The organism is Acidimicrobiia bacterium (genome assembly GCA_016650365.1).
Classification (GTDB): Bacteria; Actinomycetota; Acidimicrobiia; order Spongiisociales; family JAENVV01; genus JAENVV01.
The window spans coordinates 15,450-42,185 of the sequence record JAENVV010000313.1 but is presented as its reverse complement, the minus strand read 5'-3'; the positions used below and the strand labels follow the sequence as shown (position 1 = coordinate 42,185).

At 58.9% G+C, this 26,736-nt stretch carries 38 protein-coding genes; 36 read left to right on the top strand and 2 right to left on the bottom strand.

The window, feature by feature from the left end; all coding sequences use genetic code 11:
* Window positions 1-2: 2 nt before the first annotated feature.
* Entirely contained in the window at window positions 3-3,911 is a 3,909-nt protein-coding gene (locus JJE47_17275) for a DNA-directed RNA polymerase subunit beta' (GenBank protein ID MBK5269177.1), read from the top strand.
* A 121-nt stretch (window positions 3,912-4,032) separates the two neighbouring features.
* Here JJE47_17275 and JJE47_17270 read toward each other — a convergent pair whose 3' ends face one another.
* Both JJE47_17270 and JJE47_17265 read right to left on the bottom strand, forming a co-directional pair.
* Window positions 4,033-5,352, bottom strand: coding sequence for an amidohydrolase family protein (locus JJE47_17270; GenBank protein MBK5269176.1), 1,320 nt, complete (start codon window positions 5,350-5,352; stop codon window positions 4,033-4,035).
* Between the two features lie 52 nt (window positions 5,353-5,404).
* A complete protein-coding gene (locus tag JJE47_17265; protein ID MBK5269175.1) occupies window positions 5,405-6,001 on the bottom strand; it encodes a hypothetical protein in 597 nt (198 codons plus the stop codon).
* Between the two features lie 631 nt (window positions 6,002-6,632).
* On the opposite strand from JJE47_17265, the gene JJE47_17260 reads away from it, so the two are divergent.
* From JJE47_17260 to JJE47_17090, 35 genes are all read left to right on the top strand, one after another.
* Complete coding sequence (locus tag JJE47_17260) at window positions 6,633-7,001, top strand: 30S ribosomal protein S12 (GenBank protein ID MBK5269174.1); 369 nt, start codon at window positions 6,633-6,635, stop codon at window positions 6,999-7,001.
* A 2-nt stretch (window positions 7,002-7,003) separates the two neighbouring features.
* Window positions 7,004-7,474 carry a 30S ribosomal protein S7 gene (gene rpsG, locus JJE47_17255; protein MBK5269173.1) on the top strand — a complete coding sequence of 157 codons (471 nt, stop codon included), beginning with the start codon at window positions 7,004-7,006 and terminating at the stop codon, window positions 7,472-7,474.
* Between the two features lie 145 nt (window positions 7,475-7,619).
* Complete coding sequence (gene fusA, locus JJE47_17250) at window positions 7,620-9,710, top strand: elongation factor G (GenBank protein ID MBK5269172.1); 2,091 nt, start codon at window positions 7,620-7,622, stop codon at window positions 9,708-9,710.
* 122 nt (window positions 9,711-9,832) lie between these two features.
* Window positions 9,833-10,249 (top strand): hypothetical protein, encoded by a 417-nt coding sequence (locus tag JJE47_17245; GenBank protein ID MBK5269171.1) that lies wholly within the window; start codon window positions 9,833-9,835, stop codon window positions 10,247-10,249.
* Between the two features lie 184 nt (window positions 10,250-10,433).
* Complete coding sequence (gene rpsJ, locus JJE47_17240) at window positions 10,434-10,817, top strand: 30S ribosomal protein S10 (GenBank protein ID MBK5269170.1); 384 nt, start codon at window positions 10,434-10,436, stop codon at window positions 10,815-10,817.
* Complete coding sequence (rplC, locus tag JJE47_17235) at window positions 10,814-11,446, top strand: 50S ribosomal protein L3 (GenBank protein ID MBK5269169.1); 633 nt, start codon at window positions 10,814-10,816, stop codon at window positions 11,444-11,446. Before rpsJ ends, rplC begins: the two co-directional genes overlap by 4 nt.
* Entirely contained in the window at window positions 11,446-12,126 is a 681-nt protein-coding gene (rplD, locus tag JJE47_17230) for a 50S ribosomal protein L4 (GenBank protein ID MBK5269168.1), read from the top strand. Before rplC ends, rplD begins: the two co-directional genes overlap by 1 nt.
* Window positions 12,123-12,410 (top strand): 50S ribosomal protein L23, encoded by a 288-nt coding sequence (rplW, locus tag JJE47_17225; GenBank protein ID MBK5269167.1) that lies wholly within the window; start codon window positions 12,123-12,125, stop codon window positions 12,408-12,410. Before rplD ends, rplW begins: the two co-directional genes overlap by 4 nt.
* A gap of 4 nt (window positions 12,411-12,414) precedes the next feature.
* Entirely contained in the window at window positions 12,415-13,251 is an 837-nt protein-coding gene (rplB, locus tag JJE47_17220; GenBank protein ID MBK5269166.1) for a 50S ribosomal protein L2, read from the top strand.
* A 96-nt stretch (window positions 13,252-13,347) separates the two neighbouring features.
* Complete coding sequence (rpsS, locus tag JJE47_17215) at window positions 13,348-13,626, top strand: 30S ribosomal protein S19 (protein MBK5269165.1); 279 nt, start codon at window positions 13,348-13,350, stop codon at window positions 13,624-13,626.
* Entirely contained in the window at window positions 13,623-13,964 is a 342-nt protein-coding gene (rplV, locus tag JJE47_17210) for a 50S ribosomal protein L22 (GenBank protein ID MBK5269164.1), read from the top strand. Before rpsS ends, rplV begins: the two co-directional genes overlap by 4 nt.
* Before the next feature lie 2 nt (window positions 13,965-13,966).
* Complete coding sequence (rpsC, locus tag JJE47_17205) at window positions 13,967-15,076, top strand: 30S ribosomal protein S3 (protein MBK5269163.1); 1,110 nt, start codon at window positions 13,967-13,969, stop codon at window positions 15,074-15,076.
* Window positions 15,077-15,079: 3 nt separating this feature from the next.
* Window positions 15,080-15,493 carry a 50S ribosomal protein L16 gene (gene rplP / locus JJE47_17200; protein ID MBK5269162.1) on the top strand — a complete coding sequence of 138 codons (414 nt, stop codon included), beginning with the start codon at window positions 15,080-15,082 and terminating at the stop codon, window positions 15,491-15,493.
* Window positions 15,490-15,717 (top strand): 50S ribosomal protein L29, encoded by a 228-nt coding sequence (gene rpmC, locus JJE47_17195; protein MBK5269161.1) that lies wholly within the window; start codon window positions 15,490-15,492, stop codon window positions 15,715-15,717. The genes rplP and rpmC overlap by 4 nt, the downstream gene beginning before the upstream one ends.
* Window positions 15,717-15,974, top strand: coding sequence for a 30S ribosomal protein S17 (gene rpsQ / locus JJE47_17190; GenBank protein ID MBK5269160.1), 258 nt, complete (start codon window positions 15,717-15,719; stop codon window positions 15,972-15,974). Before rpmC ends, rpsQ begins: the two co-directional genes overlap by 1 nt.
* Window positions 15,971-16,339 carry a 50S ribosomal protein L14 gene (gene rplN, locus JJE47_17185; protein ID MBK5269159.1) on the top strand — a complete coding sequence of 123 codons (369 nt, stop codon included), beginning with the start codon at window positions 15,971-15,973 and terminating at the stop codon, window positions 16,337-16,339. The genes rpsQ and rplN overlap by 4 nt, the downstream gene beginning before the upstream one ends.
* Window positions 16,340-16,645: a 50S ribosomal protein L24 gene (locus JJE47_17180; protein ID MBK5269158.1), complete on the top strand. Its 306-nt coding sequence runs from the start codon at window positions 16,340-16,342 to the stop codon at window positions 16,643-16,645.
* Window positions 16,618-17,199 carry a 50S ribosomal protein L5 gene (rplE, locus tag JJE47_17175; protein ID MBK5269157.1) on the top strand — a complete coding sequence of 194 codons (582 nt, stop codon included), beginning with the start codon at window positions 16,618-16,620 and terminating at the stop codon, window positions 17,197-17,199. The genes JJE47_17180 and rplE overlap by 28 nt, the downstream gene beginning before the upstream one ends.
* 12 nt (window positions 17,200-17,211) lie before the next feature.
* Window positions 17,212-17,397 (top strand): type Z 30S ribosomal protein S14, encoded by a 186-nt coding sequence (locus JJE47_17170; protein MBK5269156.1) that lies wholly within the window; start codon window positions 17,212-17,214, stop codon window positions 17,395-17,397.
* The gene (rpsH, locus tag JJE47_17165; protein ID MBK5269155.1) at window positions 17,398-17,796 is read left to right on the top strand and encodes a 30S ribosomal protein S8; all 399 of its coding nucleotides are present in this window, start codon (window positions 17,398-17,400) and stop codon (window positions 17,794-17,796) included.
* Window position 17,797: 1 nt separating this feature from the next.
* Window positions 17,798-18,340: a 50S ribosomal protein L6 gene (rplF, locus tag JJE47_17160; protein ID MBK5269154.1), complete on the top strand. Its 543-nt coding sequence runs from the start codon at window positions 17,798-17,800 to the stop codon at window positions 18,338-18,340.
* Entirely contained in the window at window positions 18,337-18,696 is a 360-nt protein-coding gene (gene rplR / locus JJE47_17155; GenBank protein MBK5269153.1) for a 50S ribosomal protein L18, read from the top strand. The genes rplF and rplR overlap by 4 nt, the downstream gene beginning before the upstream one ends.
* Window positions 18,697-18,698: 2 nt before the next feature.
* Window positions 18,699-19,250, top strand: a complete 552-nt coding sequence (rpsE, locus tag JJE47_17150; GenBank protein ID MBK5269152.1) for a 30S ribosomal protein S5 — start codon at window positions 18,699-18,701, stop codon at window positions 19,248-19,250.
* 3 nt (window positions 19,251-19,253) lie between these two features.
* Window positions 19,254-19,436 carry a 50S ribosomal protein L30 gene (gene rpmD / locus JJE47_17145; GenBank protein MBK5269151.1) on the top strand — a complete coding sequence of 61 codons (183 nt, stop codon included), beginning with the start codon at window positions 19,254-19,256 and terminating at the stop codon, window positions 19,434-19,436.
* 8 nt (window positions 19,437-19,444) lie between these two features.
* On the top strand, window positions 19,445-19,891 hold the full coding sequence (rplO, locus tag JJE47_17140; GenBank protein ID MBK5269150.1) for a 50S ribosomal protein L15: 447 nt from the start codon (window positions 19,445-19,447) through the stop codon (window positions 19,889-19,891).
* 47 nt (window positions 19,892-19,938) lie between these two features.
* Window positions 19,939-21,267, top strand: coding sequence for a preprotein translocase subunit SecY (gene secY / locus JJE47_17135; GenBank protein MBK5269149.1), 1,329 nt, complete (start codon window positions 19,939-19,941; stop codon window positions 21,265-21,267).
* Window positions 21,267-21,905, top strand: coding sequence for an adenylate kinase (locus JJE47_17130; protein ID MBK5269148.1), 639 nt, complete (start codon window positions 21,267-21,269; stop codon window positions 21,903-21,905). Before secY ends, JJE47_17130 begins: the two co-directional genes overlap by 1 nt.
* On the top strand, window positions 21,905-22,684 hold the full coding sequence (gene map, locus JJE47_17125; GenBank protein MBK5269147.1) for a type I methionyl aminopeptidase: 780 nt from the start codon (window positions 21,905-21,907) through the stop codon (window positions 22,682-22,684). Before JJE47_17130 ends, map begins: the two co-directional genes overlap by 1 nt.
* Before the next feature lie 171 nt (window positions 22,685-22,855).
* Window positions 22,856-22,969 (top strand): 50S ribosomal protein L36, encoded by a 114-nt coding sequence (gene rpmJ, locus JJE47_17120; GenBank protein MBK5269146.1) that lies wholly within the window; start codon window positions 22,856-22,858, stop codon window positions 22,967-22,969.
* 6 nt (window positions 22,970-22,975) lie between these two features.
* Window positions 22,976-23,353, top strand: a complete 378-nt coding sequence (gene rpsM, locus JJE47_17115; protein MBK5269145.1) for a 30S ribosomal protein S13 — start codon at window positions 22,976-22,978, stop codon at window positions 23,351-23,353.
* Window positions 23,354-23,371: 18 nt separating this feature from the next.
* The gene (gene rpsK / locus JJE47_17110) at window positions 23,372-23,761 is read left to right on the top strand and encodes a 30S ribosomal protein S11 (GenBank protein ID MBK5269144.1); all 390 of its coding nucleotides are present in this window, start codon (window positions 23,372-23,374) and stop codon (window positions 23,759-23,761) included.
* Window positions 23,761-24,366, top strand: coding sequence for a 30S ribosomal protein S4 (gene rpsD, locus JJE47_17105; protein MBK5269143.1), 606 nt, complete (start codon window positions 23,761-23,763; stop codon window positions 24,364-24,366). Before rpsK ends, rpsD begins: the two co-directional genes overlap by 1 nt.
* 12 nt (window positions 24,367-24,378) lie before the next feature.
* Entirely contained in the window at window positions 24,379-25,326 is a 948-nt protein-coding gene (locus JJE47_17100; protein ID MBK5269142.1) for a DNA-directed RNA polymerase subunit alpha, read from the top strand.
* Window positions 25,326-25,676, top strand: coding sequence for a 50S ribosomal protein L17 (gene rplQ, locus JJE47_17095; GenBank protein MBK5269141.1), 351 nt, complete (start codon window positions 25,326-25,328; stop codon window positions 25,674-25,676). Before JJE47_17100 ends, rplQ begins: the two co-directional genes overlap by 1 nt.
* A 135-nt stretch (window positions 25,677-25,811) precedes the next feature.
* The gene (locus tag JJE47_17090) at window positions 25,812-26,726 is read left to right on the top strand and encodes a type I pantothenate kinase (protein ID MBK5269140.1); all 915 of its coding nucleotides are present in this window, start codon (window positions 25,812-25,814) and stop codon (window positions 26,724-26,726) included.
* Window positions 26,727-26,736: the final 10 nt, after the last annotated feature.

The following is a 26,736-nucleotide window of genomic DNA, read 5'->3' as shown; positions in this document are numbered from 1 at the left end:
ACATGCGACAGTTTTTTGATGAGCTAAAGATCAGCCTCGCCACCAGCGAACAGATTCGTTCGTGGTCCTACGGTGAAGTGAAGAAGCCGGAAACCATCAACTATCGGACACTGAAGCCCGAGAAGGATGGTCTCTTCGACGAGCGTATTTTCGGTCCCCAAAAGGACTGGGAGTGCTACTGCGGTAAGTACAAGCGAATCCGTTACAAGGGCATCATCTGTGAGCGTTGTGGCGTTGAAGTCACGCGCGCCAAGGTGCGTCGTGAGCGGATGGGTCACATCGAACTTGCCGCCCCGGTCACCCACATCTGGTTCTTCAAGGGTGTCCCGAGTCGACTCGGCTACCTCCTCGATATGTCTCCGAAAGAGTTGGAGAAGGTTATTTACTTCGCCGCCTACCTGGTGACAGACGTCGACGACGACCGTCGTCACACTGACCTTCCAGAGTTGGAAGAGACGATGACCGCCGAGCTTCAGGTGGTGCGCGAAGAATTCGAGGATTGGCAAGCTGATCGTCTTGAGCGCCTTGAGGCCGAACTCTCTCAAATGGAAGAGGGTGGCGCCAAGCCACAGGAAATCTCAGCTCGTCGCCGCGAGGTGGAGAAGGAAATCAAGGAACGTCACGAACGCTCCGAGATGGAAGTCGACCTCGTGAAAGAGGCTTTCGATCGGTTCTCCGGCATGAAGCGCAAGACGCTCATCGAGTCCGAACAGCTGTGGCGTGAGATCATCGACCGTTACTCCGACTACTTCACCGGTGGAATGGGCGCAGAAGCCGTCAAGGACCTCCTGGGCCGGATCGATCTCGATGCCGAGATGGAAATGCTCGAGGAGAACCTGACAGCCAACTCGGCGCAGAAGCGTCAGCGGGCCACCCAGCGGATGAAGGTCGTCAAGCCATTCTGGGAAGGAAAGAACCACCCACAGTCGCTGGTTCTCGAAACCGTCCCGGTCATTCCGCCGGACCTGCGTCCGATGGTCCAGCTCGACGGTGGCCGGTTTGCCACCTCCGACCTCAATGACCTCTATCGACGCGTGATCAACCGGAACAACCGACTCAAGCGATTGCTTGATCTCGGCGCTCCGGAGATCATCGTCAACAACGAAAAACGAATGCTTCAAGAAGCGGTTGACGCACTGTTTGACAATGGCCGTCGTGGCCGCGCCGTTACGGGTCCGGGTAACCGGCCCCTCAAGTCGCTGTCCGACATGCTCAAAGGCAAGCAGGGTCGTTTCCGTCAGAACTTGCTCGGAAAGCGCGTCGACTATTCGGGCCGTTCGGTCATCGTGGTCGGTCCCTATCTGAAGCTCAATCAGTGTGGTCTTCCCAAGATTATGGCGCTTGAGCTTTTCAAGCCGTTCGTGATGAAGCGTCTGGTCGAACTCGACCTGGCGCAGAACATCAAGTCGGCCAAGCGCATGGTCGAGCGCCGGCGTTCGCAGGTGTGGGATGTGCTCGCCGAGGTCATCCAGGAGCATCCAGTGCTTCTGAACCGTGCCCCGACGTTGCACAGGCTTGGTATCCAAGCGTTCGAACCGATCCTGGTCGAGGGCAAGGCGATCCAGATTCACCCGCTGGTTTGTGAAGCGTTCAACGCCGACTTCGACGGCGACCAGATGGCTGTTCATTTGCCACTGTCTGCCGAGGCTCAGGCCGAAGCGCGTGTGCTCATGATGTCGACTCAGAATGTCCTCTCACCAGCCTCGGGTATGCCGATCGTGACCCCGTCACAGGACATGGTCATCGGAGTGTTCTATCTGGCTGAGAAAGTGGAAGATGGACTCGGTAAGGGCCTGAGCTTTTCCTCGGTCGATGAAGCGGTAATGGCCTATGAGATGGGGGCCATCGGTCTGCATGTTCCGGTCAATATCCGGCTCGGTGTCAACTTGGTCGGTTCGCCAGAACGTCATGCGTCATTCAAGGATGTCTTGAGTGGCCTGGTGACAGAAGCCCCGATCGATGGGACCAAGGCGTATGAGACCACCGTCGGACGGGCGATCCTGAACCGGGTTTTCCCTGAGGACTTCCCGTTCATCGACTCGACCGTCTACAAGGCCGATATCCGCAAGATCATCGAAGAGATCATCGACGTCTACCCGCGTTCGGTGGTTCAGGTGACCCTTGACGGTATCAAGGAGATCGGGTTTGAATACGCCACTCGTTCCGGTCTGACCATCGGACTCGAAGACGTCAAGACGCCGTCCAACAAGGCGGAGATTCTTGAGTCGTTCGAAGCCAGTGCAGAGAAGGTTGAAGGTCTCTTCCAGAAGGGCGTCATTACCGATGACGAGCGCCGCCAGGAACTGATCGACATCTGGACCGAAGCCACCGACCGGGTCAAGGACTCCATGGAAATCACCATGAAGGCCGACCCGTTCAACCCCATCGAGATGATGGTTCGCTCGGGTGCCCGAGGCAACATCATGCAGGTACGTCAGATCGCCGGTATGCGTGGCCTGGTGGCCAACCCCAAGGGTGACATTATCCCGCGGCCGATTATCTCCAACTTCCGTGAGGGTTTGTCCGTTCTCGAGTACTTCATCTCGACGCATGGCGCCCGCAAGGGACTAGCCGATACCGCTCTACGAACCGCCGACTCGGGTTACTTGACCCGTCGTTTGGTCGACGTGTCGCAGGAGCAGATCGTGCGCATGGACGACTGTGAGACCGATCGTGGTATCAAGTTCATCATCCGTGATGCGAATGGCGAGTCCATCCGTAACCTGCGGAGCCGGGCCTACGGCCGGGTATTGGCCGACGATGTCAAGGTCGAGCGCAAGCTGGTCGAAACCCGTGAGGGCGTGAAGCTCAAGGCCGGTGTCGTGCTGGACCGCAAGGCATTGCTGACACTCGCCGATGAAGCCGACGTGCACGAGATCAGGGTTCGTTCCGTACTCACCTGCGACGCCGAGTATGGCGTCTGCAAGGTTTGTTACGGCCGTTCGCTGGCGACGGGCCTGGAGGTCGAGTCGGGTGAAGCGGTCGGCATCATGGCTGCCCAGTCCATCGGTGAGCCGGGAACCCAGCTGACGATGCGTACCTTCCACACCGGTGGTGTGGCTGGTGACGACATTACCCATGGTCTTCCCCGGGTCGTCGAACTCTTCGAAGCTCGTACGCCGAAAGGTAAAGCGGTCCTGGCTGAGGTCGGGGGAACCGTTGCCGTCGTTGACAGCGATGACGGTCGCAAGATCGTGATTTCTGCATCCGAAGGCGACTTCGAGTATCCGATCTCTCGACGAGCACGCCTCCGGGTTTCCGGCGGTGACGTCATCAAGCCAGGTACTCCGCTTACGGAAGGTCCGTTGGACCCGAAAGAGGTTCTTGAGATCCAGGGAGTCCGGGCTGCCCAGCAGTACCTGGTCGACCAGGTGCAAGAGGTGTACCGGTCCCAGGGCGTGGACATCCACGACAAGCACATCGAGATGATTGTTCGTCAGATGCTGCGTCGGGTGAGGATCGTTTCTTCGAACGATTCCGATTTCCTGCCGGCCGGACTGATCGATGAGCGGGTCTTCAGGGACATCAACCGTGAGTTGGTGGCCGAGGGCAAGCGTCCCGCCGAGGGTCGTCCCGAGTTGATGGGAATCACCAAGGCGTCTCTGGCAACCGATTCATGGCTGTCAGCGGCATCGTTCCAGGAGACCACCCGGGTGTTGACGGAAGCGGCTCTGTCGAGCAAATCCGACTACATGCGGGGACTCAAAGAGAACGTCATTATCGGCAAGCTGATCCCGGCCGGTACCGGTGCCACCGAGTACCAGTCGATTCGACCATCGTTGCCGGATGCAGATCCGATCGCCGCGCTTGGTATCTTCGGAGAATTACCGGATAGCGATGATGAGCAGTTACCGGCCAACCCGGCCGAGTGGCTTGCCAGCCTCGGTACCAAAGCCGACGAAGAAGAGTAAGCGAGCCAACTTAGTGGATCAGGGCCCCGCTTCGGCGGGGCCCTGATTTGTTGACCCGTTCCTGGGGCCCCAGCTCCCGTTTTCGGGCGTAGGAACCCAGGGTTCAACCCTGGGTTCGATCTCAGGAGACGGTGTGGCCGTCTTTGAAGACGTGCCAGGCGAGGTTGTTGCCGGGTCTCGCTACGAGGTGGTTGGCGCGCGGGGCATCGAGGACGACAAAGTCGCCAACCGCCCCCCGACCGAGCCAGCCCTTTTCCGGTTCCTGCAACGCCAGGGCACCGCCCCGGGTGGCCGACCACACAGCCTGGGCCGGAGTAAGGCCCATCTCAACACTGGCGAGGGCCACCACGAACTGCATGGACTCGACGGCGGCGCTTTCCGGGCCGCAGTCGGTGCCAAGCGCTACGGTAACACCCGACTCCCACAACATCCTGGCCGGGGCATGGCCCGATCGAATACCAAATGATGAACCCGGCAAAAGAACGGCCACGGTGCCTGACTCAGCGAGCCGGCCGGCCTCGGAGCGGGTCACGTGATCAAGATGATCGGCGCTCACTGCCCGCGCCGATACGGCAACCATGACGCTTTCGTCAGCCCCGAACCGCTGAGCGTGAACCCGGGCGGGTAGACCGTGAGAAGCGGCTGCGTCGAGAATCACCTGGGCCTCCTCAGGTGAAAAACCTGTCTCGTCGCAGTAGACGTCACAGTAGGTGGCCAGGGGGGCGCAGATGGCAAGTGTCTCTTCGGTGATCGTCTGGATATGGTCGGACCGCCCCACATGGCTCGGGATCCCTCGAAAGAAAAGTGTGGGCACAACGTCGATGAGGTGCTGATCGGCCACCCGGTTGAGCACCTCCAAGAGCCTGCGTTCGCCGATCGTCGTCATACCAAAGCCGGACTTGACCTCGACCGTGGTGGTCCCCATGCGCAACATCCGTTCCAGCCGGTCGCTGGTCTCACGAAGAAGGTGGTCGTCACTGGTGGCGCTCGTGGCCCTGACAATGGCGCCGAGATCTGTCATGGGGGGGTCGGCGAACATGGCCAACTGGTCGGCGTAGTCATCGGCTGTGTCACCACCGAAAATGGCGTGGGTGTGGGCGTCGACAAATCCGGGGATGACCGCCCGTCCCTCCACGTCGAGCGTCGGCAAGTCACGCCAGCGTTCAGGGACAGAGTCTGCCGGTCCCGCCCAGGCGACCACCCCATGGACCACGGCTAGCGCGGCGTGTTCGAGGACCCCGAGTAATCCGGGCACGAGCGGGTCGTTGGTTACGAGTTCGCCGATGCCAGAGACGAGGACCCCGCCGGCGAACTCTTCCTTTGTGATGTCACCGAACAAGACCACACACTCATTGCACACGCCTACCCGATCGGGTCCCGCCACGATCTGGCGGACTTCGGATTCAGATTTTCCGCAGAAACTGCATGATGATCGAGGCATGTGACCCTTGTCAGGATAGGCAGGGCGGGATGTGGATATTGGCGAAGGTGCTCTACCGGAGGGTGAGGCGAGGCAGGAAGTAGTGAATCAACGGGCCGATCGAGAACGCGAACACGATCGTACCAACGCCGAAAGTGCCCCCGAGGATGATGCCCATTATGAGCACGGCCACTTCGAGCAGGGACCGAACCAACCGGATTGAGGGGCCACGCTTGGCAATGCCGGTCATCAAGCCGTCGCGTGGTCCCGGTCCGAGATTTGCCCCGATGTACAGGCCGGAGGTTACCCCGATCGCCAGGACACCTCCCAACAGAAACACCCAGGCTGTAGTGAGCGTGTCAGCGACGGGAACCCGGCCAATCGTCAGATCGATCATGGTGCCGATGATGAGGGCATTGAGAATTGTTCCAATTCCAAATGGTTGGCGGAGCGGAATCCACGGGATCATCACGACCAGACCAACCAGGATTGACCAGAGACCGATGGTGCCGCCCAGGTGTTTGGCGAGGCCCTGATGAAGGACGTCCCAGGGAGGCACTCCCAGACCCGACTGGTTCATGAGGCCGATCCCGATACCATAGATCGACAGACCGACCAGCAGGCGGAGCAACCGAACCGTCATCCTGGGCTGGGCGAGGGAAATGAACATCGGCCGGGACGGTAGCAGTGCCTGGTCGCCCGGCAGTCGCCTGCCAGGGCGGCGGACGATATGTCAGTACAGCGGCCGATAGAGCAACAACGGATCGTTTGGATCCGGTGCACCGCATGCCACCCAACCTGACTTGCCATCGAGCTTGATGTCACGTAGTCGATCACAACTCAGGCATCGATCCACCGAGACTCGACCGTCGTACGGGCAGTCGACATGACTACCGTCAACCCGTCGGCGAGAACGGCCATCGTGTGTGAATACCGACCAGACGCTCTGCAACGTGCCGGGCATTATGTCCTTTCTCACTTAGATTCTCGCTCATGGAGGCGCCATCCGGTAGGTCCGAATGGCCTAGCTCTCAATGAGGACGGAGTCCCGGGTTGACCGGAAACGTCAGATGGGCGTACACTTCGCAAACGGTCGGTCGGATTTCGTTCGACTTGGCAGGTGCTGCCGTTTTGGCGCCAGCACCTGGTGGCCATATACTGGCGACTCAGGTTTTTGAAACCTGCCCTCGTATGTCCCTCCTTGGAATACATGGTGGGTGTGGTAGGTCTTGAAAAGGTCCGTTCCAACGGACCGCTATACGCGTAAGCCTCGATTCAGGGGCCTTTGATAAGGGAGCAGAATGCCGACGATTAACCAGTTGGTTCGACAGGGCCGACAGGCAAAGTCGAAGAAGGAAAAGACGCCGGGCCTCAAAGGGGCACCGCAGCGTCGCGGGGTATGCACGCGTGTATACGCCGTCACCCCCAAGAAGCCGAACTCCGCCATTCGTAAGGTTTGCCGTGTGCGCCTCACCTCGGGCGTCGAAGTAACCGCCTATATCCCCGGCGAAGGTCACAACCTCCAGGAGCACAGCATCGTCCTGGTTCGTGGTGGTCGTGTAAAGGACCTTCCTGGTGTTCGCTACAAAGTCATTCGTGGTGCCCTCGATACCGGTTCGGTTCAAGGCCGCAAGCAAGCCCGTTCCCGCTATGGAACGAAGAAGGGTTAACCATGGCACGTCGCGGACCCGCCCAGAAACGTCATATCGAACCAGATCCCGTCTACGGCTCGTTGGCCGTCAGTCAGCTTACGAACAAGGTCTTGCTGGCCGGTAAGAAAGAAACCGCACGAGCCATCGTGTACACGGCGCTTGAAACTGTTGAGCGACGCTCGGGGCAAGACCCCAGTGTGGTGCTCAAACGAGCCATCGACAATCTGAAGCCGCACCTCGAGGTTCGCTCACGTCGTGTCGGTGGATCCACCTACCAGGTGCCGGTTGAGGTTCCCCCCCGTCGCGCCAACACGCTGGCCATTCGCTGGCTCGTCGACTATTCCCGTCGACGAAAAGAAAAAACCATGTCTGAGCGCCTTGCAAACGAAATCATGGACGCCAGCAACCGGACGGGTTCTGCGATGAAGCGCCGTGAAGACATCCACAAGATGGCTGAATCCAACAAGGCATTTGCCCACTACCGCTGGTAGTGGGCATTACCGCTGGTAGCAGCCGCTACCGCTGGTAGGGCCCCTACCGCTGGTAGCCAGACCCCCGGCAAGGCCCGGTTGTCTAACGAGAAAGAATCCGCGATCTCCGGCCTGGTCGGCGGTCATTGACAACGAAGGACATATCGTGGCAACGCGCAGCGAACCACTGAACAAGATCCGCAATATCGGCATCATGGCTCACATCGATGCCGGTAAAACGACGCTCACCGAACGTATTCTCTATTACACCGGCCGTACCTACAAGATCGGCGAGGTCCACGATGGCGGTGCCACCATGGACTGGATGGAGCAGGAGCAAGAACGCGGTATCACCATCACTTCGGCGGCCACGACCTGCAAGTGGGATGGCCACACGATCAACATCATCGACACGCCCGGTCACGTGGACTTCACCGTTGAGGTGGAGCGTTCGTTGCGGGTGCTCGATGGGGCGGTTGCCGTTTTTGATGGGGTCGCCGGTGTAGAGCCACAGTCTGAGACCGTCTGGCGCCAGGCCGACAAATACAACGTGCCGCGCATGTGCTTCATCAACAAACTCGACCGCACCGGTGCCGACTTCTTCGCCGGCGTCGACTCGATCCGCGAGCGCCTCGGAGCCCAGCCAGTCGTCATGCAGCTTCCCATCGGAAAGGAAGCTGGCTTCCATGGCATCGTCGACCTGGTCACGATGGAAGCCCATTTTTGGCTTGATGACGACGGCAAGGAATATACGACCGGTCCAATACCCGATGATATGGCTGCCCAGGCGGCCGAATATCGTCACCTGCTGCTCGAAGCGGTCGCCGAGACCAATGAAACTCTTTTGGACAAATACCTTGAAGACCCTGAGTCACTGACGACCGATGAGATTCACGCGGCGGTTCGCCATGCAGTTATCGAGCAGCTCTTCACGGCCGTGTTCACGGGTTCGGCGTTCAAGAACAAAGGTGTCCAGCTTCTGCTCAATGCCATTGTTCGATATCTCCCGGCCCCGTCTGACTTGCCGCCCGTCGAAGGCTTCCGGCCAGGCAGCGAAGATGTGACCATTGAGCGCAAGGCGACCGATGACGAGCCGTTCTCGGCTCTCGCTTTCAAAATTCAGTCTGATCCGCACGTCGGCAAGTTGACATACTTCCGGGTCTACTCCGGCCACATGTCCCAGGGCGATTCGATCGTGAATACCTCCACCGGGAAGAAGGAACGCCTGGGGCGTTTGCTGCGGATGCATGCCAACGCCCGTGAAGAGATCAGCGATATTTTTACGGGTGACATCGTCGCCGCCGTCGGCCTGAAGCAGACCACGACCGGCGATACCCTGGCCGACCCGAGTTCTCCGATCCAGCTCGAATCGATGACGTTCCCCGAACCGGTTATCTCGGTGGCCATCGAGCCGAAAACCAAGGTTGATTCGGACAAGCTCGGTGACGCCTTACAGCGGTTGGCCGAAGAGGATCCAACCTTCCGGGTGAACACCGACGAAGAAACGGGTCAAACCATCATCGCCGGGATGGGCGAATTGCATCTAGATATTCTGGTTGATCGGCTGGTTCGCGAGTTCCGGGTGGAGGCCAATGTTGGTCGCCCGCAGGTCGCCTACCGCGAAACGATTAAAAAGTCGGTCACGAAGGTGCGCTACACCCATAAGAAGCAGACCGGTGGAAAAGGCCAGTTCGCGGACATCATCATCAGCCTTGAGCCGGCTGAGCCAGGTGGTGGCTACGAATTTGTCGACTCGATCAAGGGTGGCAACGTCCCGAAAGAATATATCCCTTCGGTCGACTTCGGTATCCGTGGCGCCATGGAACAAGGCGTCCTTGCCGGTTATCCGATGGTTGATATTCGGGCCATCCTTACCGACGGTTCGTACCACGACGTTGACTCTTCCGAGATGGCGTTCCGGTTGGCCGGTTCGATGGGTTTCCAGGAAGCCGCCCGCCAGGCCGGCGTGAAGCTGCTTGAACCGATCATGGAAGTCGAAGTGACCACGCCTGAGGATTACATGGGTGATGTCATCGGTGACCTTTCCTCACGTCGCGGCAAGATCGAGGAGATGGGCCATCGTGGGGCAGCCCGGGTGGTTCGGGCGATGGTCCCGCTCGCCGAGATGTTCGGCTACGTATCGGACCTCCGCTCCAAGACGCAGGGTCGCGCCAACTACTCCATGCAGTTCCACTCCTATCAGGATGTTCCAGACGGAATTGCCAAGGAGATCGTTGCCAAGGTTCGCGGCGAGTAGTCGCTATTCGTCTAAGAGTCGTCGTTCGGGCGATGTACGAATGAAGAAGACCCCGGCCTGCCCGGGGTCTTCCAATTAGAACCCGAACCCCGTAATGGTGCCTGTCCGAGTAGTCTTGGCCGGTGCGTCGGAACTCATCGTATCGCCCAATGGCCAGCGCCTTGCTCGTCGTCATTTTGACCGGGTGTGGCCCCGTGTCGACCGCCGGAGCGCCGGAACTGGTTGGCGATGAGGGGTGCGCCGATGTCATCAGGGCCGACGTCGAAACTTCGTACAACGGTACCCACACCTTTACGGTCACGGTGGCCTCGGACGACCACGGCTGGGACAAGTATGCAGATGCGTGGATTGTCCGGGTCGACGGCGTCGAGATAGGTCGGCGAGAACTCACCCACCCTCATGCAGACGAACAGCCGTTTACCCGATCATTGTCGGGCGTGGTTGTTCCCGACGGCGCCACCGTTGCTGTGATCACGGCGAATGATTCGGTATTGGGGGAGTGTGGGAATCCGTTGGAGTTGAGCCTGCTGACCCCGTGAGAGTCCAGCTTTTGACACGCCGGTGATGGCCTCTCTACACTCCCATCGTCGGCTTCCCGTCGACACCTCCAACTAAGAAGTTGCCGGGCACGTTTGCGCGTGCCCGATGTTGCGGCCAGACCCGCGACGTACCCAAGAAACCGTTAGCGGTATCAGACGGGGTACCTCTCGCCAGGTGGTCAGCATGGCGTCTCATACAGACGCTTTCGCTGCCTGCGCGGATGTGCCTCGACGATTTATCAGGAAGGCCAGCGTGGCAGACAACGAGCAGAAGATTCGGATCCGGCTCAAAGCCTACGATCATCACGTGGTTGACGAGTCAGCCCGCAAGATCGCGGAAACGGTCCTTCGCACTCAGGCGAAGATCAAAGGCCCTATTCCGCTCCCTACCCGCATTCACCGCTACTGCGTCATCCGCGGACCGCATGTCGACAAGGACTCGCGTGAGCATTTCGAGTTGCGCATTCACAAGCGCTTGATCGACATTCTCGAGCCGACCCCCAAGACGGTCGACTCGCTCATGCGTCTTGACTTGCCGGCAGGTGTGGAAGTCGAGATCAAGTTATGAAAGCGATTCTTGGAGAGAAGCTTGGGATGACCCAGGTCTTCAATGATGCAGCACAGGCGATTCCCGTCACCGTCATCAAGGCCGGTCCTTGCACCGTGACTCAGCTCAAGACTGTGGAAAAGGACGGCTACTCGGCTATCCAGATCGCCTACAAGGAGCTCCCTTCCCGCAAAGTGAACCAGCCGATGCAGGGCCATTTTGAAGCCGCCGGCGTTGCCCCGAACAAGTACCTCGTCGAACTGCGGGTCGCTGATTCGTCCGAATTCGAACTTGGTCAGAAAATCACCATCGCCGATGTGCTTGCAAAAGGCGACAAGGCCGATGTGAGTGGCGTTTCCAAGGGTAAGGGTTTCCAGGGCGTCATGAAGCGCCACAATTTCAAAGGTATGCCTGCCAGCCACGGCGCCCACAAAGTCCATCGTGCCCCTGGTTCGATCGGGGCTTGCGCGACGCCGGCTCGTGTCTTCAAAGGCACCAAGCTGCCTGGTCGCATGGGCAGTGAAAAGGTGACGGTAATGAACTTAAGTGTCGTCGACATCGACGTCGAGCGTGGCTTGTTGCTGCTTGGCGGTGCCGTCCCCGGTCCCAAAGGATCGGTCATTCTTGTCCGAGAGGCGGTGAAGTCATAATGGCTGGACTCGCAGCACCCTTGTACGCACCTGATGGCAAAGAACAGGGCACGATGCCCCTCGACGAGTTCGTGTTTGGTATTGAGCCGAATCACTCGGTCATGCATCAGGTGGTAACTGCTCAACTCGCTGGTGCTCGCGCCGGCACCCATTCGACCAAGACCAGGGCCGACGTGGCCGGTGGTGGGCGGAAACCATGGAGGCAGAAAGGCCTTGGCCGGGCTCGCCATGGTTCGATCCGTTCCCCACAGTGGAAGGGTGGCGGTGTCGCCTGGGGACCGAAACCGCGGTCGTACGCTCAGCGGACTCCTCGCAAGATGAAAGCGCTAGCTCTTCGTTCTGCGTTGTCGGCCCGGGCCTCGGAATCGGCCGTACGAGTCGTGCAGACCATCGACTGGACCGAGCCCAAAACGAAGTCGGCCAAGTCGCTGCTCCACGCCATGGGGTGTGACGGAAAGACCCTGGTGGTCCTCGGGCGCGGAGATGCCGTAGCTCTCAAGTCCTTCCGTAACTTGTCAAACATCATGATCGCCAATCCGGGTCAACTCACCACGTATGACGTGTTGTGGGCGTCGCGAATCGTATTCACGACGGACACGATTGGCGGAGCGGCCGGGGTGGGTACCCACGCCAAGGCCGATGACGACTTTGTACGTGAGACGGCAGGGGAGGAAGAATGAAATTCGCTGAAGACGTGATTTTCGCTCCGGTCGTATCTGAGAAGACGTACGAACTGATCGAAAGGTCCAACACGTACACCTTTGTGGTTGATCCTCGCGCCAATAAGACCGAGATTCGCCTGGCGGTAGCCGGTCTCTTTGATGTGACCGTACTCAACGTGAATACCGCCAACCGCAAAGGCAAAGTCAAGCGGACCGGCAACGCCCTGGGCAAGCGCAGAAGCACGAAGCGGGCCTACGTTACGTTGGCGGCCGGCGATTCAATAGACATTTTCGGAGTGTGACGAAATGGCTGTGAAAAAACACAAGCCGACCTCGCCAGGTCGCCGATTTCAGACGGTTTCGGATTTTGCGGAACTGACCAAAGGCAAAAAGCCCGAAAAGGCATTGCTCGAGAAGAAGAAGGCTACGGCCGGTCGCAACAGCAAGGGCCGGATCACGTCTCGCCATCGTGGCGGTGGCCACAAGCAGCGTTACCGGGTTGTCGACTTCCGTCGCACCAAGGACGGGATTCCCGCCAAGGTTGCGGCCATCGAATACGATCCGAATCGCAACGCCCGGTTGGCTCTGCTGCATTATGTCGATGGGGAGAAGCGCTACATTCTGGCGCCGCTCGGTGTCAAGGTCGGCGACATGGTCGAATCTGGTCCGCGAGCCGATATCCGGCCAGGGAACGCCCTGCCAATGCGCAATATCCCCGGTGGTACGGTTATTCACGCCATCGAGATGCGTCCCGGCGGCGGTGCCAAGATGGTGCGATCCGCCGGTAACTCGGCCCAGCTCATGTCCAAAGAGAGCGACAAAGCTTTGCTTCGTCTGCCCTCTGGCGAGATGCGCACCGTGTCGCTCGATTGTCGGGCGACGGTTGGCGAAGTTGGTAACCCGGAAGCGGAATTGGTCAAGCTCGGAAAAGCGGGACGTAACCGCTGGAAGGGCGTCCGGCCGCAAAGCCGTGGTGTTGCCATGAACCCGGTCGACCACCCACTCGGTGGTGGTGAGGGCAAGACTTCTGGTGGTCGCCATCCTGTGAGCCCCTGGGGTAAGCCAGAGGCCAGGACCCGCAAGAAGAACAAAGCGAGCAACAAAGAAATCGTGCGTCGCCGCTCCAAGAAGGGACGTCGCTAATGATTCCGTCAGTTGTTGTTACCGGAGGGTCGCTGCAGAAGTTCCGCTTCCATGAAGACCCGAAGATCCGCCGCCTAAAGAAGAAGGGACGCCGCAATGGCTCGTAGTCTCAAAAAGGGCCCATTTGTCGACGATCACCTCATGAAAAAGGTGGATGCGCTCAACGATTCGGGCGACAAGAAAGTCATCCGGACCTGGAGCCGGCGATCAACCGTTTTCCCGGAGATGGTCGGACACACGATTGCCGTCCACGACGGACGCAAGCACGTGCCGGTTTACATCACCGAATCGATGGTGGGACATAAGTTGGGCGAATTTGCGCCGACCCGTACGTTCCGCGGTCACGCAGGTGACAGGGGAGCGAAGAAACGATGAAAGTACGCGCTCAGGCCAAATATATTCGACAGGCCCCGAACAAGGTTCGCTTTGTACTTGATCACGTGCGCGGCCTTCCGGTTATCGAAGCTCAGCAGGTTTTGCAGTTCACGACGCGCCGGGCGGCTGAGCCGATTTCGAAGGTTCTGAACTCCGCCATTGCCAATGCATCCAACAACTTCGGGTTCGATCCCGAAGAGTTGGTGGTTGCCGAGGCGTTCGCCGACGAGGGCCCAACGCTCAAGCGTTTCCGGCCTCGTGCTCGTGGGCGGGCTACTCCGATTCACAAGCGGACGAGCCATATCACGATTGTTTTATCAGCGAACGAGGAGGACTGACCGTGGGTCAGAAAACACATCCTTACGCGTTCCGTCTTGGCATCGTCAACGACTGGAAATCGCGTTGGTATGCCGAGAAGGAATATACGGAACTCGTCAACGAGGACTGGAAGATTCGCGACTACCTATTCGGCGAACTCGAGCGTGGCGCGGTGTCCCGGATCGAACTTGAGCGAAGCCGCGGTCGCGTCGAGATCGAGCTGTTCACGGCTCGTCCTGGCGTCGTTATCGGCCGCAAGGGCGCCGAAGCCGAGCGCTTGCGCGGCGGCCTGGAGAAACTCACCGGTCGTCAGGTCAAACTGAACATCAACGAGATCAAGGATGCCGAAACCGACGCCACGTTGTTGGCTCGGGGGATTGCCGATCAGATCGCCAATCGGGTTGCCTTCCGACGGGCCATGAAAAGGGCCGTGCAGACGGCCATGAAGTCGGGTGCACAGGGCGTCAAGGTTGAATGCAAGGGCCGTCTCGGCGGGGCCGAGATGGGTCGGCGCGAATGGTATCGCGAAGGCCGGGTTCCGTTGCATACGTTGCGCGCCGACATCGACTACGGAATGGCAACTGCCCGGACGACCGTCGGGGCGATCGGTGTAAAGGTTTGGGTCTACAAGGGCGACCTGGTGACCACTCTCAAGGCAACGCGTGAAAAAATTGCCGCCGAGGCGCAGCTCGCCTCTGGTAACCGCGGTCGGGTTGTCCCGGCCAAGGCACGGGCCGAGCTTGCTGCTGGTGGTGAGAAGAAGCCACGTCTCATCGAAGCCGGTGGTGGCAAGCGTCTCATCGAAGCCGGTGGTGGCAAGCGCAAGGAATTTGCCAAAACCGAGGCTGAAGAGCCCCGCAAGATGAGTGCAGATGAAGCCGAATCGGTATACAAGGAAGAGATGTCAGACGTTGACACTCCGATTGTCGACGTCAACGTTGCCGACGGCAATGACGACGAGACAACGGACATGCTTGAAACTGACGTCGTCGTTGCCGAAGCCACCCCCGAGGCAGTTGTCGAAGAGGCAGCAGTTGAGAAAGAGGCCGTCGTTGAAGCCGCCCCGGCAGTTGCTCCAGAAGCAGACGCCGCCGATGCGGCCGCCGATGCGGACACCGAAGGAGATAAGTAGCCCATGTTGATGCCTAAGCGGACCAAGTACCGCAAAGTTCATCGCGGCAAACGCCGTGGCCCGGCCAAGGGAGGCACCAAGGTGTCGTTCGGTGACTACGGGTTGCAGGCGCTGGAGGCCGGCTGGATTACCGCCCGCCAGATCGAGTCTTCTCGTATTGCGATCACTCGAACCATCCGCCGTGGTGGCAAGGTGTGGATCCCGATCTTCCCGGACAAGCCGGTCACCGCGAAGCCTGCTGAAACCCGTATGGGGTCCGGTAAAGGTAGCCCGGAGTTCTGGGTGGCCGTTGTCAAGCCGGGTCGGGTCCTTTTCGAGCTATCGGGCGTACCCGAGGACTTGGCTCGAGAAGCAATGCGCAAGGCCGGACACAAGATGCCCGTCAAGACTCGCTTTGTGACACGGGAGGACTCGTGAACGCCAACAAACTACGGGAACTGTCGGACGAAGAGTTGGATGTCCAGCTCGTCGAAGCGAAGCGTGAGCTGTTCAATCTCCGCTTTCAGCTGGCCACAAACCAGCTCGACAACACTGCCCGTCTCGGACAGGTCAAAAAAGACATCGCTCGCATTCTTAGCGTTGCCCGCGAATCTGAAATCAAAAGGTGGGCTGCCTCACAGCTCGGTAAGGAAGGTGCGTGATGACTGATCGCAACGCTCGCAAGGTGCGGCAGGGCATCGTCGTCAGTGACGCTCGTGACAAGACCGTGACGGTCGAGGTGGTTGACTCTGTTCGACACCCGAAGTATGGAAAAGTCATGCGTCGGTCCAAGAAGTTCCACGTGCACGACGAGACGAACGACGCCCGCAATGGCGATACGGTTCGCATCGTCGAGACCCGTCCGCTTTCGAAGTCGAAGCGCTGGCGGATCGAAGAAGTCGTGGAGCGTGCCCGATGATTCAGCAGGAATCCCGACTCAAGGTCGCCGACAACAGCGGTGCCCGCGAAGTTCTTTGTATCCGGGTACTCGGTGGCTCCAAGCGCCGGTACGCCCGGGTTGGTGACGTGATTGTGGCCAGTGTCAAGGAAGCCCTTCCTGGTGCCAATGTCAAGAAGGGTGACGTCGTAAAAGCCGTTGTCGTTCGGACCGCCAAGGAGAGCCGCCGGTCAGATGGGACGTACATTCGTTTTGACGACAATGCTTGCGTGGTCATCGACGACAATCGCCAGCCCCGCGGCACCCGTATCTTCGGCCCTGTGGGACGTGAACTGCGTGACGCCAAGTTCATGCGAATCGTCTCGCTTGCCCCGGAGGTGATCTAAGTGCGGTTGAGAGTTGGAGACACCGTAAAGGTCATCGCCGGCAAGGATCTCGGCAAAGAGTCAAAGATCGCCAAGGTCTATCCGGACCGCAACAAGATCATCGTTGAAAATGTGGCGACCGCCAAGCGGCACCAAAAGGTCAACCCTCAGGTGCAAAACAGCGGTGGAATCATCGACAAAGACATGCCGATCGATGCCTCCAACGTGATGATCGTATGCAAGAAGTGCGGTCCGACCCGGATCAGCATGAAAGTGACCGGTTCGGTGAAGACCCGGGTATGTCGCAGATGTGGAGCAGCGCTATGACGCCTCGCCTAAAGGTCAAGTACAACGAAGAAGTGGCTCCGGCATTGTTCGAGTCACTCGGCGTTGCGAATCGTATGCTCGTACCGACCTTCAAGAAGATCGTCGTCAACGTGGGATGTGGAGAAGGCTCGGCAGACCGTAAGGTCATTGACGGCGTCATGGAAGACTTGTCGACCATCACGGGTCAGAAGCCGCGCGTGAACCTCGCCCGCAAGTCGATTGCCAATTTCAAGCTTCGAGATGGCCAGTCGGTCGGTGCTTCGGTGACGATGCGTGGAGACCGTATGTGGGAATTTCTTGATCGGTTGATCGCCATCGCCATTCCGAGAATCCGTGACTTCCGCGGGTTGAATCCTCAATCGTTTGATGGTCGCGGCAATTACACCTTCGGGGTAACCGAGCAGTTGATCTTTCCGGAAATCGATTATGACAAAGTCAGTGCCATCCGGGGCATGGACATCACGATTGTGACGTCGGCCCAGACGGACGCACACGGCAAAGCCCTCCTGGACGCATATGGCTTTCCGTTCCGCAAGCAGACGGTTCAGGCGTAGGGGAGAAATCATATGGCAAAAAAATCAATGATCGCAAAGCAGCAACGGAAGCCGAAGTTTGAAGTACGCGGCTACAACCGGTGCCAGCGCTGCGGCCGGCCTCGCGCCTATCTGCGGAAATTCGGTATGTGCCGTATCTGCGTGCGTGAGCTGGCGCTGCGCGGCGAGCTGCCTGGCGTGCGAAAGGCTTCGTGGTAGATCATGATGACTGATCCGATCGCAGACATGCTGACTCGTATTCGCAACGCGAATGCCGTCAGCCAGGAGCAGACGGGTATGCCGTCCTCAAAGCTCAAAGAGACCATCGCTGACCTGCTGGTTGCCGAAGGGTATCTCGATGGTTACGAAGTGAAGCCGGCCGGCCCTGGTCGCGAGCTCAAGGTGATGCTCCGTTATGGAGCAAACCAGGAGCGGGTTATTCAGGGGATCCGACGGATTTCCACTCCAGGTCGACGGGTATATGCGTCGGCCTCGAAACTGCCCCGGGCTCAAGGTGGACTTGGAGTCGTTGTCGTCTCGACCTCACAGGGCCTGATGCCGGACCGTGAAGCACGTCGCCGCAAGCTTGGTGGCGAGCTCATTTGCGAGGTGTGGTGATATGTCACGGGTAGGTAAAGCTCCCATCACGATTCCGTCAGGAGTTGACGTGACCGTCAATGGCTCGACGGTGGCCGTCAAAGGCCCAAGAGGGTCGATGGAGCGAACATTCTCCGACCGCATCGCCATTGTCGTCGAAGCTGATCAGGTGCTGGTCACCCGGGCAACCGATGAGCCGCGTGATCGTGCCCATCATGGACTTGTCCGGGCGCTGACCGCCAATATGGTTGCCGGCGTTTCAGACGGGTTCGTGAAGAACCTGTCGCTGGAGGGCGTTGGCTACCGGGCGGCCATGAAGGGCGAGAGCCTGGAGCTGCAGGTCGGCTTCAGTCATCCGGTTCTTATGGATCCACCCGAGGGAATCACCATCGAAGTTCCTGAGCCAACGAAGATCAATGTTTCCGGAATCGACAAGGAGTTGGTTGGACAAGTTGCGGCTGATATCCGTAGCGTCCGCCCGCCCGAGCCCTACAAAGGCAAGGGTATCCGGTATGTCGGTGAATACGTCCGCCGCAAGGCAGGCAAGGCAGGTGTTGCCCGATGAGTAGACTTAAAACCCGCTCGGCGGCGAGAGTACGCCGGCACCGTCGGGTCCGCAAGAAGTTGCTTGGTACCCCCCAGCGTCCTCGTCTGGCGGTATTCCGATCGAACAAGTTCATCTACGCCCAGGTCATCGACGACAACCAGGGCCACACGTTGGTAGCTGCCTCTTCCAAGGAGTCGGCCGTCGGTGGCAAAGGTTTGACAGTCGAAACCGCCGCAGAGGTAGGGACGTTGCTCGCCACGCGTGCCAAAGAGGCCGGAGTTACGGCCGTCGTGTTTGATCGCGGCGGGTATCCGTATCACGGCCGGGTCAAGGCACTCGCCGACGCAGCTCGCGCCGCAGGATTGGAGTTCTAACCATGGCACGTCAGGAAGATTCATCATTCGACGAACGAGTCGTCGAGATCAACCGGGTTGCCAAGGTCGTCAAGGGTGGCCGCCGGTTCTCCTTCACGGCACTGTGTGTCGTCGGTGACGGCAACGGCAAGGTTGGGATCGGCTACGGGAAAGCCAAGGAAGTCCCGGCTGCGATTCAGAAGGGTATGGAGAATGCTCGTCGAGCCATGATCCTCGTCCCGATGGCCGGTCAGACGCTCATTCACAAAGTGATCGGTGAGCATGGCGCTTCCCGGGTCCTTTTGCAGCCCGCCGCTCCCGGTACCGGTGTCATCGCTGGCGGGTCGGTCCGTCAGATCCTTGAGGCGGCCGGCATCAAGGACGTGCTTGCCAAGTCCCTCGGATCGCCCAGCCATCTCAACACTGCCAAAGCAACCATGCATGGTTTGCTCGGTCAGCGTCGACCCGACGTGATCGCCCGACTCCGTGGCAAGACACCCGAAGAGGTAACGCCTCCCGGGTTGCTCGCCGCCTATCGCTCCACCGAGATGGTGCGAGCCCACGAAGGTAAATAGGACATGGCCAAAGCACTCAAAGTGACCCTCACGAAAAGCACGATCGGCGAAAAGCCGAAGAATCGGGCTACGGTCCGGGGACTCGGCCTACGCCGGATGCATCAGACCGTCGAGCACGACGATTCTCCGGTGATCCGGGGCATGATCCATGCCGTCGCGCACCTCGTGACCGTGGAAGAGAAGTAAGGAACAACATGGGACAACTACAACTTCATCATCTTCGACCCCCGGATGGGTCAAAAAAGACCAAGATCCGTGTCGGTCGTGGCGAGGGTGGCCGACGGGGCAAGACCGCCGGTCGCGGCACCAAGGGCACGAAAGCCCGTAATACGGTCCGGCCCGGCTTTGAGGGTGGACGCGTCCCGTTGCAGCGTCGTATCCCGACGTTGCGTGGATTCAAGAATCCCAATAACGAAACCTTTGCTGTCGTCAACGTCGAGGACCTGAACGTGTTTGCTGCCAACTCGGTGGTCACATCGGCCGGCTTGAAGGCCGCCGGTCTGGCCAAGAAGAAGGGGCGTGTTAAGGTTTTGGGTGACGGCGAGATCGATCGGGCACTCAAGGTGCAGGTCGATGCGGTGTCTGCGGCGGCGAAAGCCAAGATCGAAGCAGCCGGTGGCTCGGTAGAGACCATCGACTAACGACGTCTCGGACGTCAAGACCGGCTTGGAGAAGGGCCCTAAGAAATATGCTCGCTGTTTACCGTCACATGTTCACGATCCCGGATCTTCGTAAGAAGATTCTGTTCACCCTGATGGTCTTCGTGATCTATCGCTTCGGTGCAGCCGTTACGGTTCCTGGCGCCGATCTTGCCCAACTGAAAGCCTTCCAAGAGTCGGCCAACGATCTGGGTATCGTCGGGTTGCTAAACCTGTTCTCGGGTGGTGGGCTCCAACAGTTCTCGGTGTTCGCGCTGGGAATTCTCCCCTACATCACGTCAAGCATCATCATGCAGCTGCTTACCGTCGTGATTCCCCGACTCCAGAAGCTTCAGGAGGAAGGTCAGTCAGGGACCAAGGTCATCACGCAGTGGACCCGGTACCTGACGGTCATTCTCGCCCTGCTTCAGTCAACGACGATCTCGTTCTTGTTCAGCCGGGGACAGTTGACGGGCGGCTTTCAACTCGTGTCCGAATGGAACTGGTGGCGAGCGTCGATCATCGTTCTCACCATGACCGCCGGTACAGCCCTCATCATGTGGCTCGGTGAACAGATCACCGCCCGGGGAGTTGGCAACGGTATGTCGTTGCTCATCTTCATCTCGATCATCAGCCAGCTTCCAACTCAGTTCGGCTTCATCTTCACCCAAACCGTTGGGTCGCTGAACAACCCGGCCGCCAGGTGGACCCCCTTCATCCTGATCATGGCCATCTTCGCCATCATGGTCGTGGCGATCTTGTATGTCGACCAGGGTCAGCGTCGTATCCCGATTCAGTTTGCCAAGCGGGTCCGTGGTCGTCGGGTGTACGGCGGAAACTCGACCTACATTCCGTTGAAAGTGAATACGGCAGGGGTGATTCCGGTCATTTTCGCTTCGTCCGTGCTTACCTTCCCTGCCCTGCTCGTAACCTTGATTCCCTCGGACGAGAACCGCATTCTCCTGTCGATACGGGCCTGGGTGGATGAGAACCTGGGACTTCAACGAGGTACGACCTGGTTCTACATCATCTTGCTGTTCTCGCTTGTTGTGTTCTTCACCTACTTCTATACGGCCATTCAGTTCGACCCGAAGAAGCAGGCCGATATCCTTCAGCGACAGGGTGGCTTCGTTCCCGGTGTTCGCCCTGGAACGGCTACGGAGCGGCATCTTGAGCACATCCTCAACCGGATCACCCTGCCAGGAGCGTTGTTCCTCGGTTTCATCACGATCGCCCCGTCTCTCGTCGGACTCGCCTACAACATCACGGTGGCCTTCTCTGGCGTCTCGCTGCTGATTGTCGTCGGTGTCGCTTTGGAGACGATGAAACAGATCGAGTCTCAACTCACGCTCCGCAACTATGAAGGCTTCCTGACCTGATGAAGCTTCTGTTTCTCGGTCCCCCTGGGGCGGGTAAAGGCACGCAAGCCGTTCGGATTGCCGGTCGATTGAACATTCCCCACATCGCGACCGGAAACATGCTTCGCGAAGCTGTGGCCGCCGGAACCGAACTGGGACTCCTCGCCAAAGAAGTTATGGCTCGCGGCGACCTCGTTTCAGATGACCTTGTCATCGCGATGCTTGAGGAACGGATCGAAAAACCGGACGCCGAGAGGGGATTTATTCTCGACGGATTCCCGCGTACGATCGCTCAGGGTGAGGCTCTGGCCGACCGTATGGGCGACAGCGCCCTGGATGGTGCGGTCTACATCGGCGTTGAGGATGATGAGATCGTTCGTCGCATATCGGGTCGCCGTACGTGCCCAAATCAGCATGTCTATCACGTGGACGACAATCCACCTGAGGTATTCGGCGTCTGTGACATCGACAACGAGACTCTTGTACAGCGTGAAGACGACGCCGAAGACGTTGTGCGCAATCGGCTGAGGGTGTATCGAGAACAGACCGAACCCCTCGTGGAGTTCTACACAAGTCGGGGGCTGAGGATTCATCCTGTCAACGGACTCGGAGATCTGGACGAAGTCGAGGCCGCCATCGTGGCTACGCTCGATATCTGATGATCACGATCAAGAAACCGGATCACTTTGCTCGCATGGCCAGGGCAGGCGAAGCGGTCGCCGCGGTACACCGTGCCGTGCGACGGGCCGCCAAACCGGGTGTCACGACCCGGCACCTCGATGATGTCGCCGCGTCGGTACTGCGCGATCACGGATGTATTCCCTCGTTTTTGCACTACCACGGTTTCCCTGCGCACATCTGTACGTCTCCCAACGACGTGATCGTCCACGGCATCCCGAACGACCGTCCATTGCAGGACGGCGACGTGCTTTCGATCGATGCCGGAGCCATCTTCGATCGATATCATGCCGACGCCGCCATCACCTTCGGTGTAGGTGAGATATCTGCCGAGGTCCAAACCTTGATCGACGCAACCGAGGAAGCCATGTGGGCCGGTATCAAAGCGGTCGCTCCAGGGGCCCGGATCGGCGATATTGGCGCGGCGGTTCAGGCAGTGGGAGATCGCCACGGCTATGGAATTGTCCAGGAGTACGTTGGACACGGGATTGGCCTCAACATGCATGAGAAGCCCAACGTTCCCAACTTCGGCAAGGCTGGTTCTGGCATGAAATTGCGCGAAGGTATGGCCATCTGCATTGAGCCAATGTTCAACCTGGGCACGCATGAGACATTTGTCGAGGATGACGAATGGACCGTCAAAACCGCCGATGGTTCTTTGTCAGCCCACTGGGAACACACGGTGGCACTGACCGAAGAAGGGGTCAAGGTCTTGACGGCCCAACCCGAATTACGAGCGGATTTGTGGGGGAGCGACTAAGGCGGCTAACCTCAACGTTCGGTCCTGGACCCCGTTTTTGTTGTGCCTCCATTGATGTGGCGCCCTCTACGAAATCCTGATCGGACCACAGGTCAAGCGCCCTGCCACCATAGCTTCGTACATGACCCGAGGCGTGTGTTTTGGGCGGGCGCCACGGAACTGGAGATTGAAATGAAGGTACGTCCTTCAGCCAAGAAGATGTGTGAAAAGTGTCGGATCATCCGGCGGCGTGGCCGCGTATGGGTGATCTGCCCCAACCCACGCCACAAGCAGCGACAGGGGTAGTGACAGATGGCTCGTATCGCAGGAGTCGACCTTCCGAGGGAGAAACGGCTCGAAATCGCCCTCACCTATATTTTTGGAATCGGACAGACCCGTTCGCTCAAGATGATTGCCGAACTAGGTCTGGATCCTGGCACAAAAGTGCGCGACCTCACTGAGGATGAAATCCTCAAGATCCGCCGCTACATCGATCAGAACTACCGCATCGAAGGCGACCTACGTCGCGAGATAAGCCAGAACATCAAACGCAAGGTTGAGATTGGTTCGTACCAGGGTATCCGGCATCGCCGCGGTCTCCCCGTACACGGTCAGCGCACTCATACCAATGCGCGTACCCGAAAAGGCAAGCGTGTGGCCATTGCCGGTAAGAAGAAGGTAACCAAGTAATGTCGGCGGAGGATTCCTGTGACTGATCAGCAACGACGCGTTCGTCGACGCGAGCGAAAAAACATCGCTCATGGCGTGGCACACGTGAAAGCAAGTTTTAACAACACCATCATCAACATCAGCGACCAGTCGGGTAACACCGTCGTGTGGACGTCTGGCGGTTCTGTCGGTTTCAAGGGTTCTCGTAAGTCGACCCCCTATGCGGCTCAGGTGGCTGCTGAAGAAGCCGCTCGCCGGGCAGGCGAACACGGTATCCGCAAGCTTGATGTCATCGTTTCTGGCTCCGGCTCTGGTCGCGATACTGCCGTGCGCACCCTCCAAAACATGGGGATGGAAGTGACCGGCATCAACGACATCACGCCATCACCGCATAATGGGTGTCGCCTGAAGAAGCGGAGGAGAGGCTAATGGCGCGCTATACAGGACCGCGACACAAGCCCTGCCGCCGCGCAGGTACGCCCCTTTGTCAGTCGAAGAAATGTCCGGTCGACAAGCGTCCGTACCCTCCCGGTGAACATGGCAAGGGTCGTGTCCGCGAGACCGATTACCTGATCCAGCTGCGCGAGAAGCAGAAGCTTCGCATGATGTACGGCATCCTGGAGCGTCAGTTCCGCAACTATTACGAACTGGCGAACAACCAGAAGGGGATTACCGGCGAGAACTTGCTGCGAATCCTCGAGAGCCGTCTCGACAACGTAGTTTGGCGGGCTGGTTTTGCCGCCACCCGCCCCCAGTCCCGGCAGCTGGTCAACCATGGTCATTTCCTTGTCAACGGTAAGAAGGTCGATATTCCTTCCTACCGGGTTCGCAGCGGTGACGTGATCACCATGCGCGAACGAAGCCGCAATTTGCTCATCGTGCAGCATGCGGTGGACACTGGCGATCGGTCCGTTCCCGAATGGATGTCGGTTGACGCCGGCGACCGGAAGGTGTCTATTTCCGACCTGCCAAACCGCGCCCAGATCGACACACAAATCCAAGAACAGCTCATCGTCGAGCTCTACTCGAAGTAACGGGGAACCATCGTGCTTATTGTTCAGCGTCCTCATATCCAAGAAGAGGTTGTCTCAGACACCCGCTCACACTTTATTGTCGAACCTCTCGAACCCGGCTTCGGATACACACTGGGGAACACGCTTCGTCGTGCCCTGCTGTCCCGCGTGCCAGGTGCGGCTGTAACCACCCTCCAGATCGAGGGCATCCAGCACGAGTTCACGACCGTGAAAGGCGTCGTCGAAGACGTCGTCGACATCATTCTCAACGTCAAGCAGATTGTCGTGAGCATGGAAGATTCCGAGGTTCAGACGATGTACCTCTCGGCCAAGGGTCCCGGCGACGTTACGGCCGGATCACTCAAGCTTCCTTCGGGCGTCGAGGTCATCAACAAGGATCTTCACATCGCAACGTTGTCCTCCACCGGACGCCTTGAGATGGAACTTACCGTCGAGCGCGGGGTCGGCTACCGGACTGCGCAGAAGATGCATGGATCCGATGCGATCGGGGTCATTCCGGTCGACGCCATCTATTCGCCGGTGCGCAAAGTTGCCTACCGTGTCGAGCCGACCCAGGTTGGCCAGCGGACCGACTTCGACCGCCTCGTGATCGACGTCGAAACCGACGGATCGATGTCGCCCAGTGAGGCGGTATCGTCAGCCGGGAAGACCCTTCGTGAGCTGCTCGGCTTGTTTGCCGACATGGGCGAAGGCATCGGCCTTGAGCTTGGTGAAGTGAACCAGCCCGAAACCGGTTCACCGGATCTTGACCTTCCCATCGAAGCCCTCGATCTGTCGGAGCGCCCTCGCAACTGTCTGCGACGTGCTCAGGTGAAGACCGTTGGTGAGCTGGTCCAGAAGACCGAAGAGGAACTCCTCAATATCACCAACTTTGGTCAGAAGAGCCTCGAAGAGGTTATCGCCAAGCTGGACGAACTCGGTTTGAGCGTCAGCACCGGCAGCGATCGCGAGGCCGGCTGATGCCTCAGCCCACCAAGGGCAAACGATTCGGAGGGAGCTCGTCCCACCAGAAGGCCATCATGTCGAACTTGGCGGCCGCTCTCATCTGGGACGGGAAGATCACCACGACGATATCGAAGGCGAAAGCCGTTCGCCCATATGCCGAAAAGATCATCACCAAAGCCAAGAGCGGGACGTTGCACGATCGCCGGCAGGTTCTGAGGACGATCACCGATACGGAAATCGTCACGAAGCTGTTTGACGAGGTAGGTCCCCGCTATGCCGAGCGTCCAGGTGGCTACACCAGGATCACTCGCCTCGGCCCCCGTCGTGGCGACGGCACAGAGATGGCTGTCATCGAACTGGTGTGACCAGGTAGCAATTGTCAAGTCAGATGAACCGACCGCAGGGTCGGTTCATCTGTTTGCGGGGCGGGTCGGCGGAGGAGTCCCTCGGGGAGGGGTTTGTCCAGATACCCGAATTGTGAGCGCTAGCCTGGCCGCCGTATGAACGACCGTTTCCTGTCCTTTACCCATGACGAATGGGCTTCGCTGCGCGCCAACACTCCCATGACGCTCGACGAAGGAGATGTCGAGAAGCTGCGAGGCATCAACGAGCGGATTTCGCTCGAAGAAGTCGCCATTGTGTATTTGCCGCTCTCCAGGCTCCTCAACCTCTATGTGACGGCCTCACAGGGCCTCTACACGGTCACCGACACGTTTCTAGGGCGACCGGCGGCCAAAGTGCCATACATCATAGGAGTTGCCGGTTCGGTGGCCGTAGGCAAGAGCACGACATCCAGGGTGCTCCAAGCGCTCTTGTCTCGATGGCCGGCCCACCCCCAGGTGGACATAGTGACGACCGACGGATTCCTGTACCCGAATTCGGTGCTCGAGGAACGAGGGATTCTTGACCGGAAGGGATTCCCGGAGAGCTACGACCAGCGAGCGTTGCTGGATTTTGTGGCAGCTGTGAAATCGGGTCATCCTGAGGTCGAAGCGCCGGTGTATTCGCATGAAGCCTATGACATCATTCCCGGGGCGACCACCATGGTGGCTCAGCCTGACATTGTCATCGTGGAGGGCCTCAACGTTCTCCAGACCGGTGAGGGACGGGTGGTCGTGTCCGATTTCTTTGATTTCTCGGTGTACGTCGACGCAGAGGAGGCGGACATCCGCCGCTGGTACGTTGATCGGTTCATGACGCTTCGTGAAACCCTGTTTCGTGACCCTGAGTCGTACTTCCACCGATATTCCGACCTGTCCGACTCGGCGGCCTACGAGGTGGCGACCACCATTTGGGATACGATCAACGGGTTGAACCTCAAAGAGAACATACTTCCCACCAGAGAGCGGGCTCATCTGATTGTCGCCAAGGACGCCGATCACTCCGTCCGGCAAGTCCGCCTCCGACGAATATGAAGCTCGATCG

Coding starts and splice junctions, on each gene's coding strand:
- JJE47_17275 (MBK5269177.1), top strand. CDS start 3: ATGCGACAGTTTTTTGATGAGCTAAAGATCAGCCTCGCCACCAGCGAA.
- JJE47_17270 (MBK5269176.1), bottom strand. CDS start 5,352: ATGCCTCGATCATCATGCAGTTTCTGCGGAAAATCTGAATCCGAAGTC.
- JJE47_17265 (MBK5269175.1), bottom strand. CDS start 6,001: ATGTTCATTTCCCTCGCCCAGCCCAGGATGACGGTTCGGTTGCTCCGC.
- JJE47_17260 (MBK5269174.1), top strand. CDS start 6,633: ATGCCGACGATTAACCAGTTGGTTCGACAGGGCCGACAGGCAAAGTCG.
- rpsG (MBK5269173.1), top strand. CDS start 7,004: ATGGCACGTCGCGGACCCGCCCAGAAACGTCATATCGAACCAGATCCC.
- rpsJ (MBK5269170.1), top strand. CDS start 10,434: ATGGCGTCTCATACAGACGCTTTCGCTGCCTGCGCGGATGTGCCTCGA.
- rplC (MBK5269169.1), top strand. CDS start 10,814: ATGAAAGCGATTCTTGGAGAGAAGCTTGGGATGACCCAGGTCTTCAAT.
- rplD (MBK5269168.1), top strand. CDS start 11,446: ATGGCTGGACTCGCAGCACCCTTGTACGCACCTGATGGCAAAGAACAG.
- rplW (MBK5269167.1), top strand. CDS start 12,123: ATGAAATTCGCTGAAGACGTGATTTTCGCTCCGGTCGTATCTGAGAAG.
- rplB (MBK5269166.1), top strand. CDS start 12,415: ATGGCTGTGAAAAAACACAAGCCGACCTCGCCAGGTCGCCGATTTCAG.
- rpsS (MBK5269165.1), top strand. CDS start 13,348: ATGGCTCGTAGTCTCAAAAAGGGCCCATTTGTCGACGATCACCTCATG.
- rplV (MBK5269164.1), top strand. CDS start 13,623: ATGAAAGTACGCGCTCAGGCCAAATATATTCGACAGGCCCCGAACAAG.
- rplP (MBK5269162.1), top strand. CDS start 15,080: ATGTTGATGCCTAAGCGGACCAAGTACCGCAAAGTTCATCGCGGCAAA.
- rpsQ (MBK5269160.1), top strand. CDS start 15,717: ATGACTGATCGCAACGCTCGCAAGGTGCGGCAGGGCATCGTCGTCAGT.
- rplN (MBK5269159.1), top strand. CDS start 15,971: ATGATTCAGCAGGAATCCCGACTCAAGGTCGCCGACAACAGCGGTGCC.
- rplE (MBK5269157.1), top strand. CDS start 16,618: ATGTCGCAGATGTGGAGCAGCGCTATGACGCCTCGCCTAAAGGTCAAG.
- JJE47_17170 (MBK5269156.1), top strand. CDS start 17,212: ATGGCAAAAAAATCAATGATCGCAAAGCAGCAACGGAAGCCGAAGTTT.
- rplF (MBK5269154.1), top strand. CDS start 17,798: ATGTCACGGGTAGGTAAAGCTCCCATCACGATTCCGTCAGGAGTTGAC.
- rplR (MBK5269153.1), top strand. CDS start 18,337: ATGAGTAGACTTAAAACCCGCTCGGCGGCGAGAGTACGCCGGCACCGT.
- rpsE (MBK5269152.1), top strand. CDS start 18,699: ATGGCACGTCAGGAAGATTCATCATTCGACGAACGAGTCGTCGAGATC.
- rpmD (MBK5269151.1), top strand. CDS start 19,254: ATGGCCAAAGCACTCAAAGTGACCCTCACGAAAAGCACGATCGGCGAA.
- rplO (MBK5269150.1), top strand. CDS start 19,445: ATGGGACAACTACAACTTCATCATCTTCGACCCCCGGATGGGTCAAAA.
- secY (MBK5269149.1), top strand. CDS start 19,939: ATGCTCGCTGTTTACCGTCACATGTTCACGATCCCGGATCTTCGTAAG.
- JJE47_17130 (MBK5269148.1), top strand. CDS start 21,267: ATGAAGCTTCTGTTTCTCGGTCCCCCTGGGGCGGGTAAAGGCACGCAA.
- map (MBK5269147.1), top strand. CDS start 21,905: ATGATCACGATCAAGAAACCGGATCACTTTGCTCGCATGGCCAGGGCA.
- rpmJ (MBK5269146.1), top strand. CDS start 22,856: ATGAAGGTACGTCCTTCAGCCAAGAAGATGTGTGAAAAGTGTCGGATC.
- rpsM (MBK5269145.1), top strand. CDS start 22,976: ATGGCTCGTATCGCAGGAGTCGACCTTCCGAGGGAGAAACGGCTCGAA.
- rpsD (MBK5269143.1), top strand. CDS start 23,761: ATGGCGCGCTATACAGGACCGCGACACAAGCCCTGCCGCCGCGCAGGT.
- rplQ (MBK5269141.1), top strand. CDS start 25,326: ATGCCTCAGCCCACCAAGGGCAAACGATTCGGAGGGAGCTCGTCCCAC.
- JJE47_17090 (MBK5269140.1), top strand. CDS start 25,812: ATGAACGACCGTTTCCTGTCCTTTACCCATGACGAATGGGCTTCGCTG.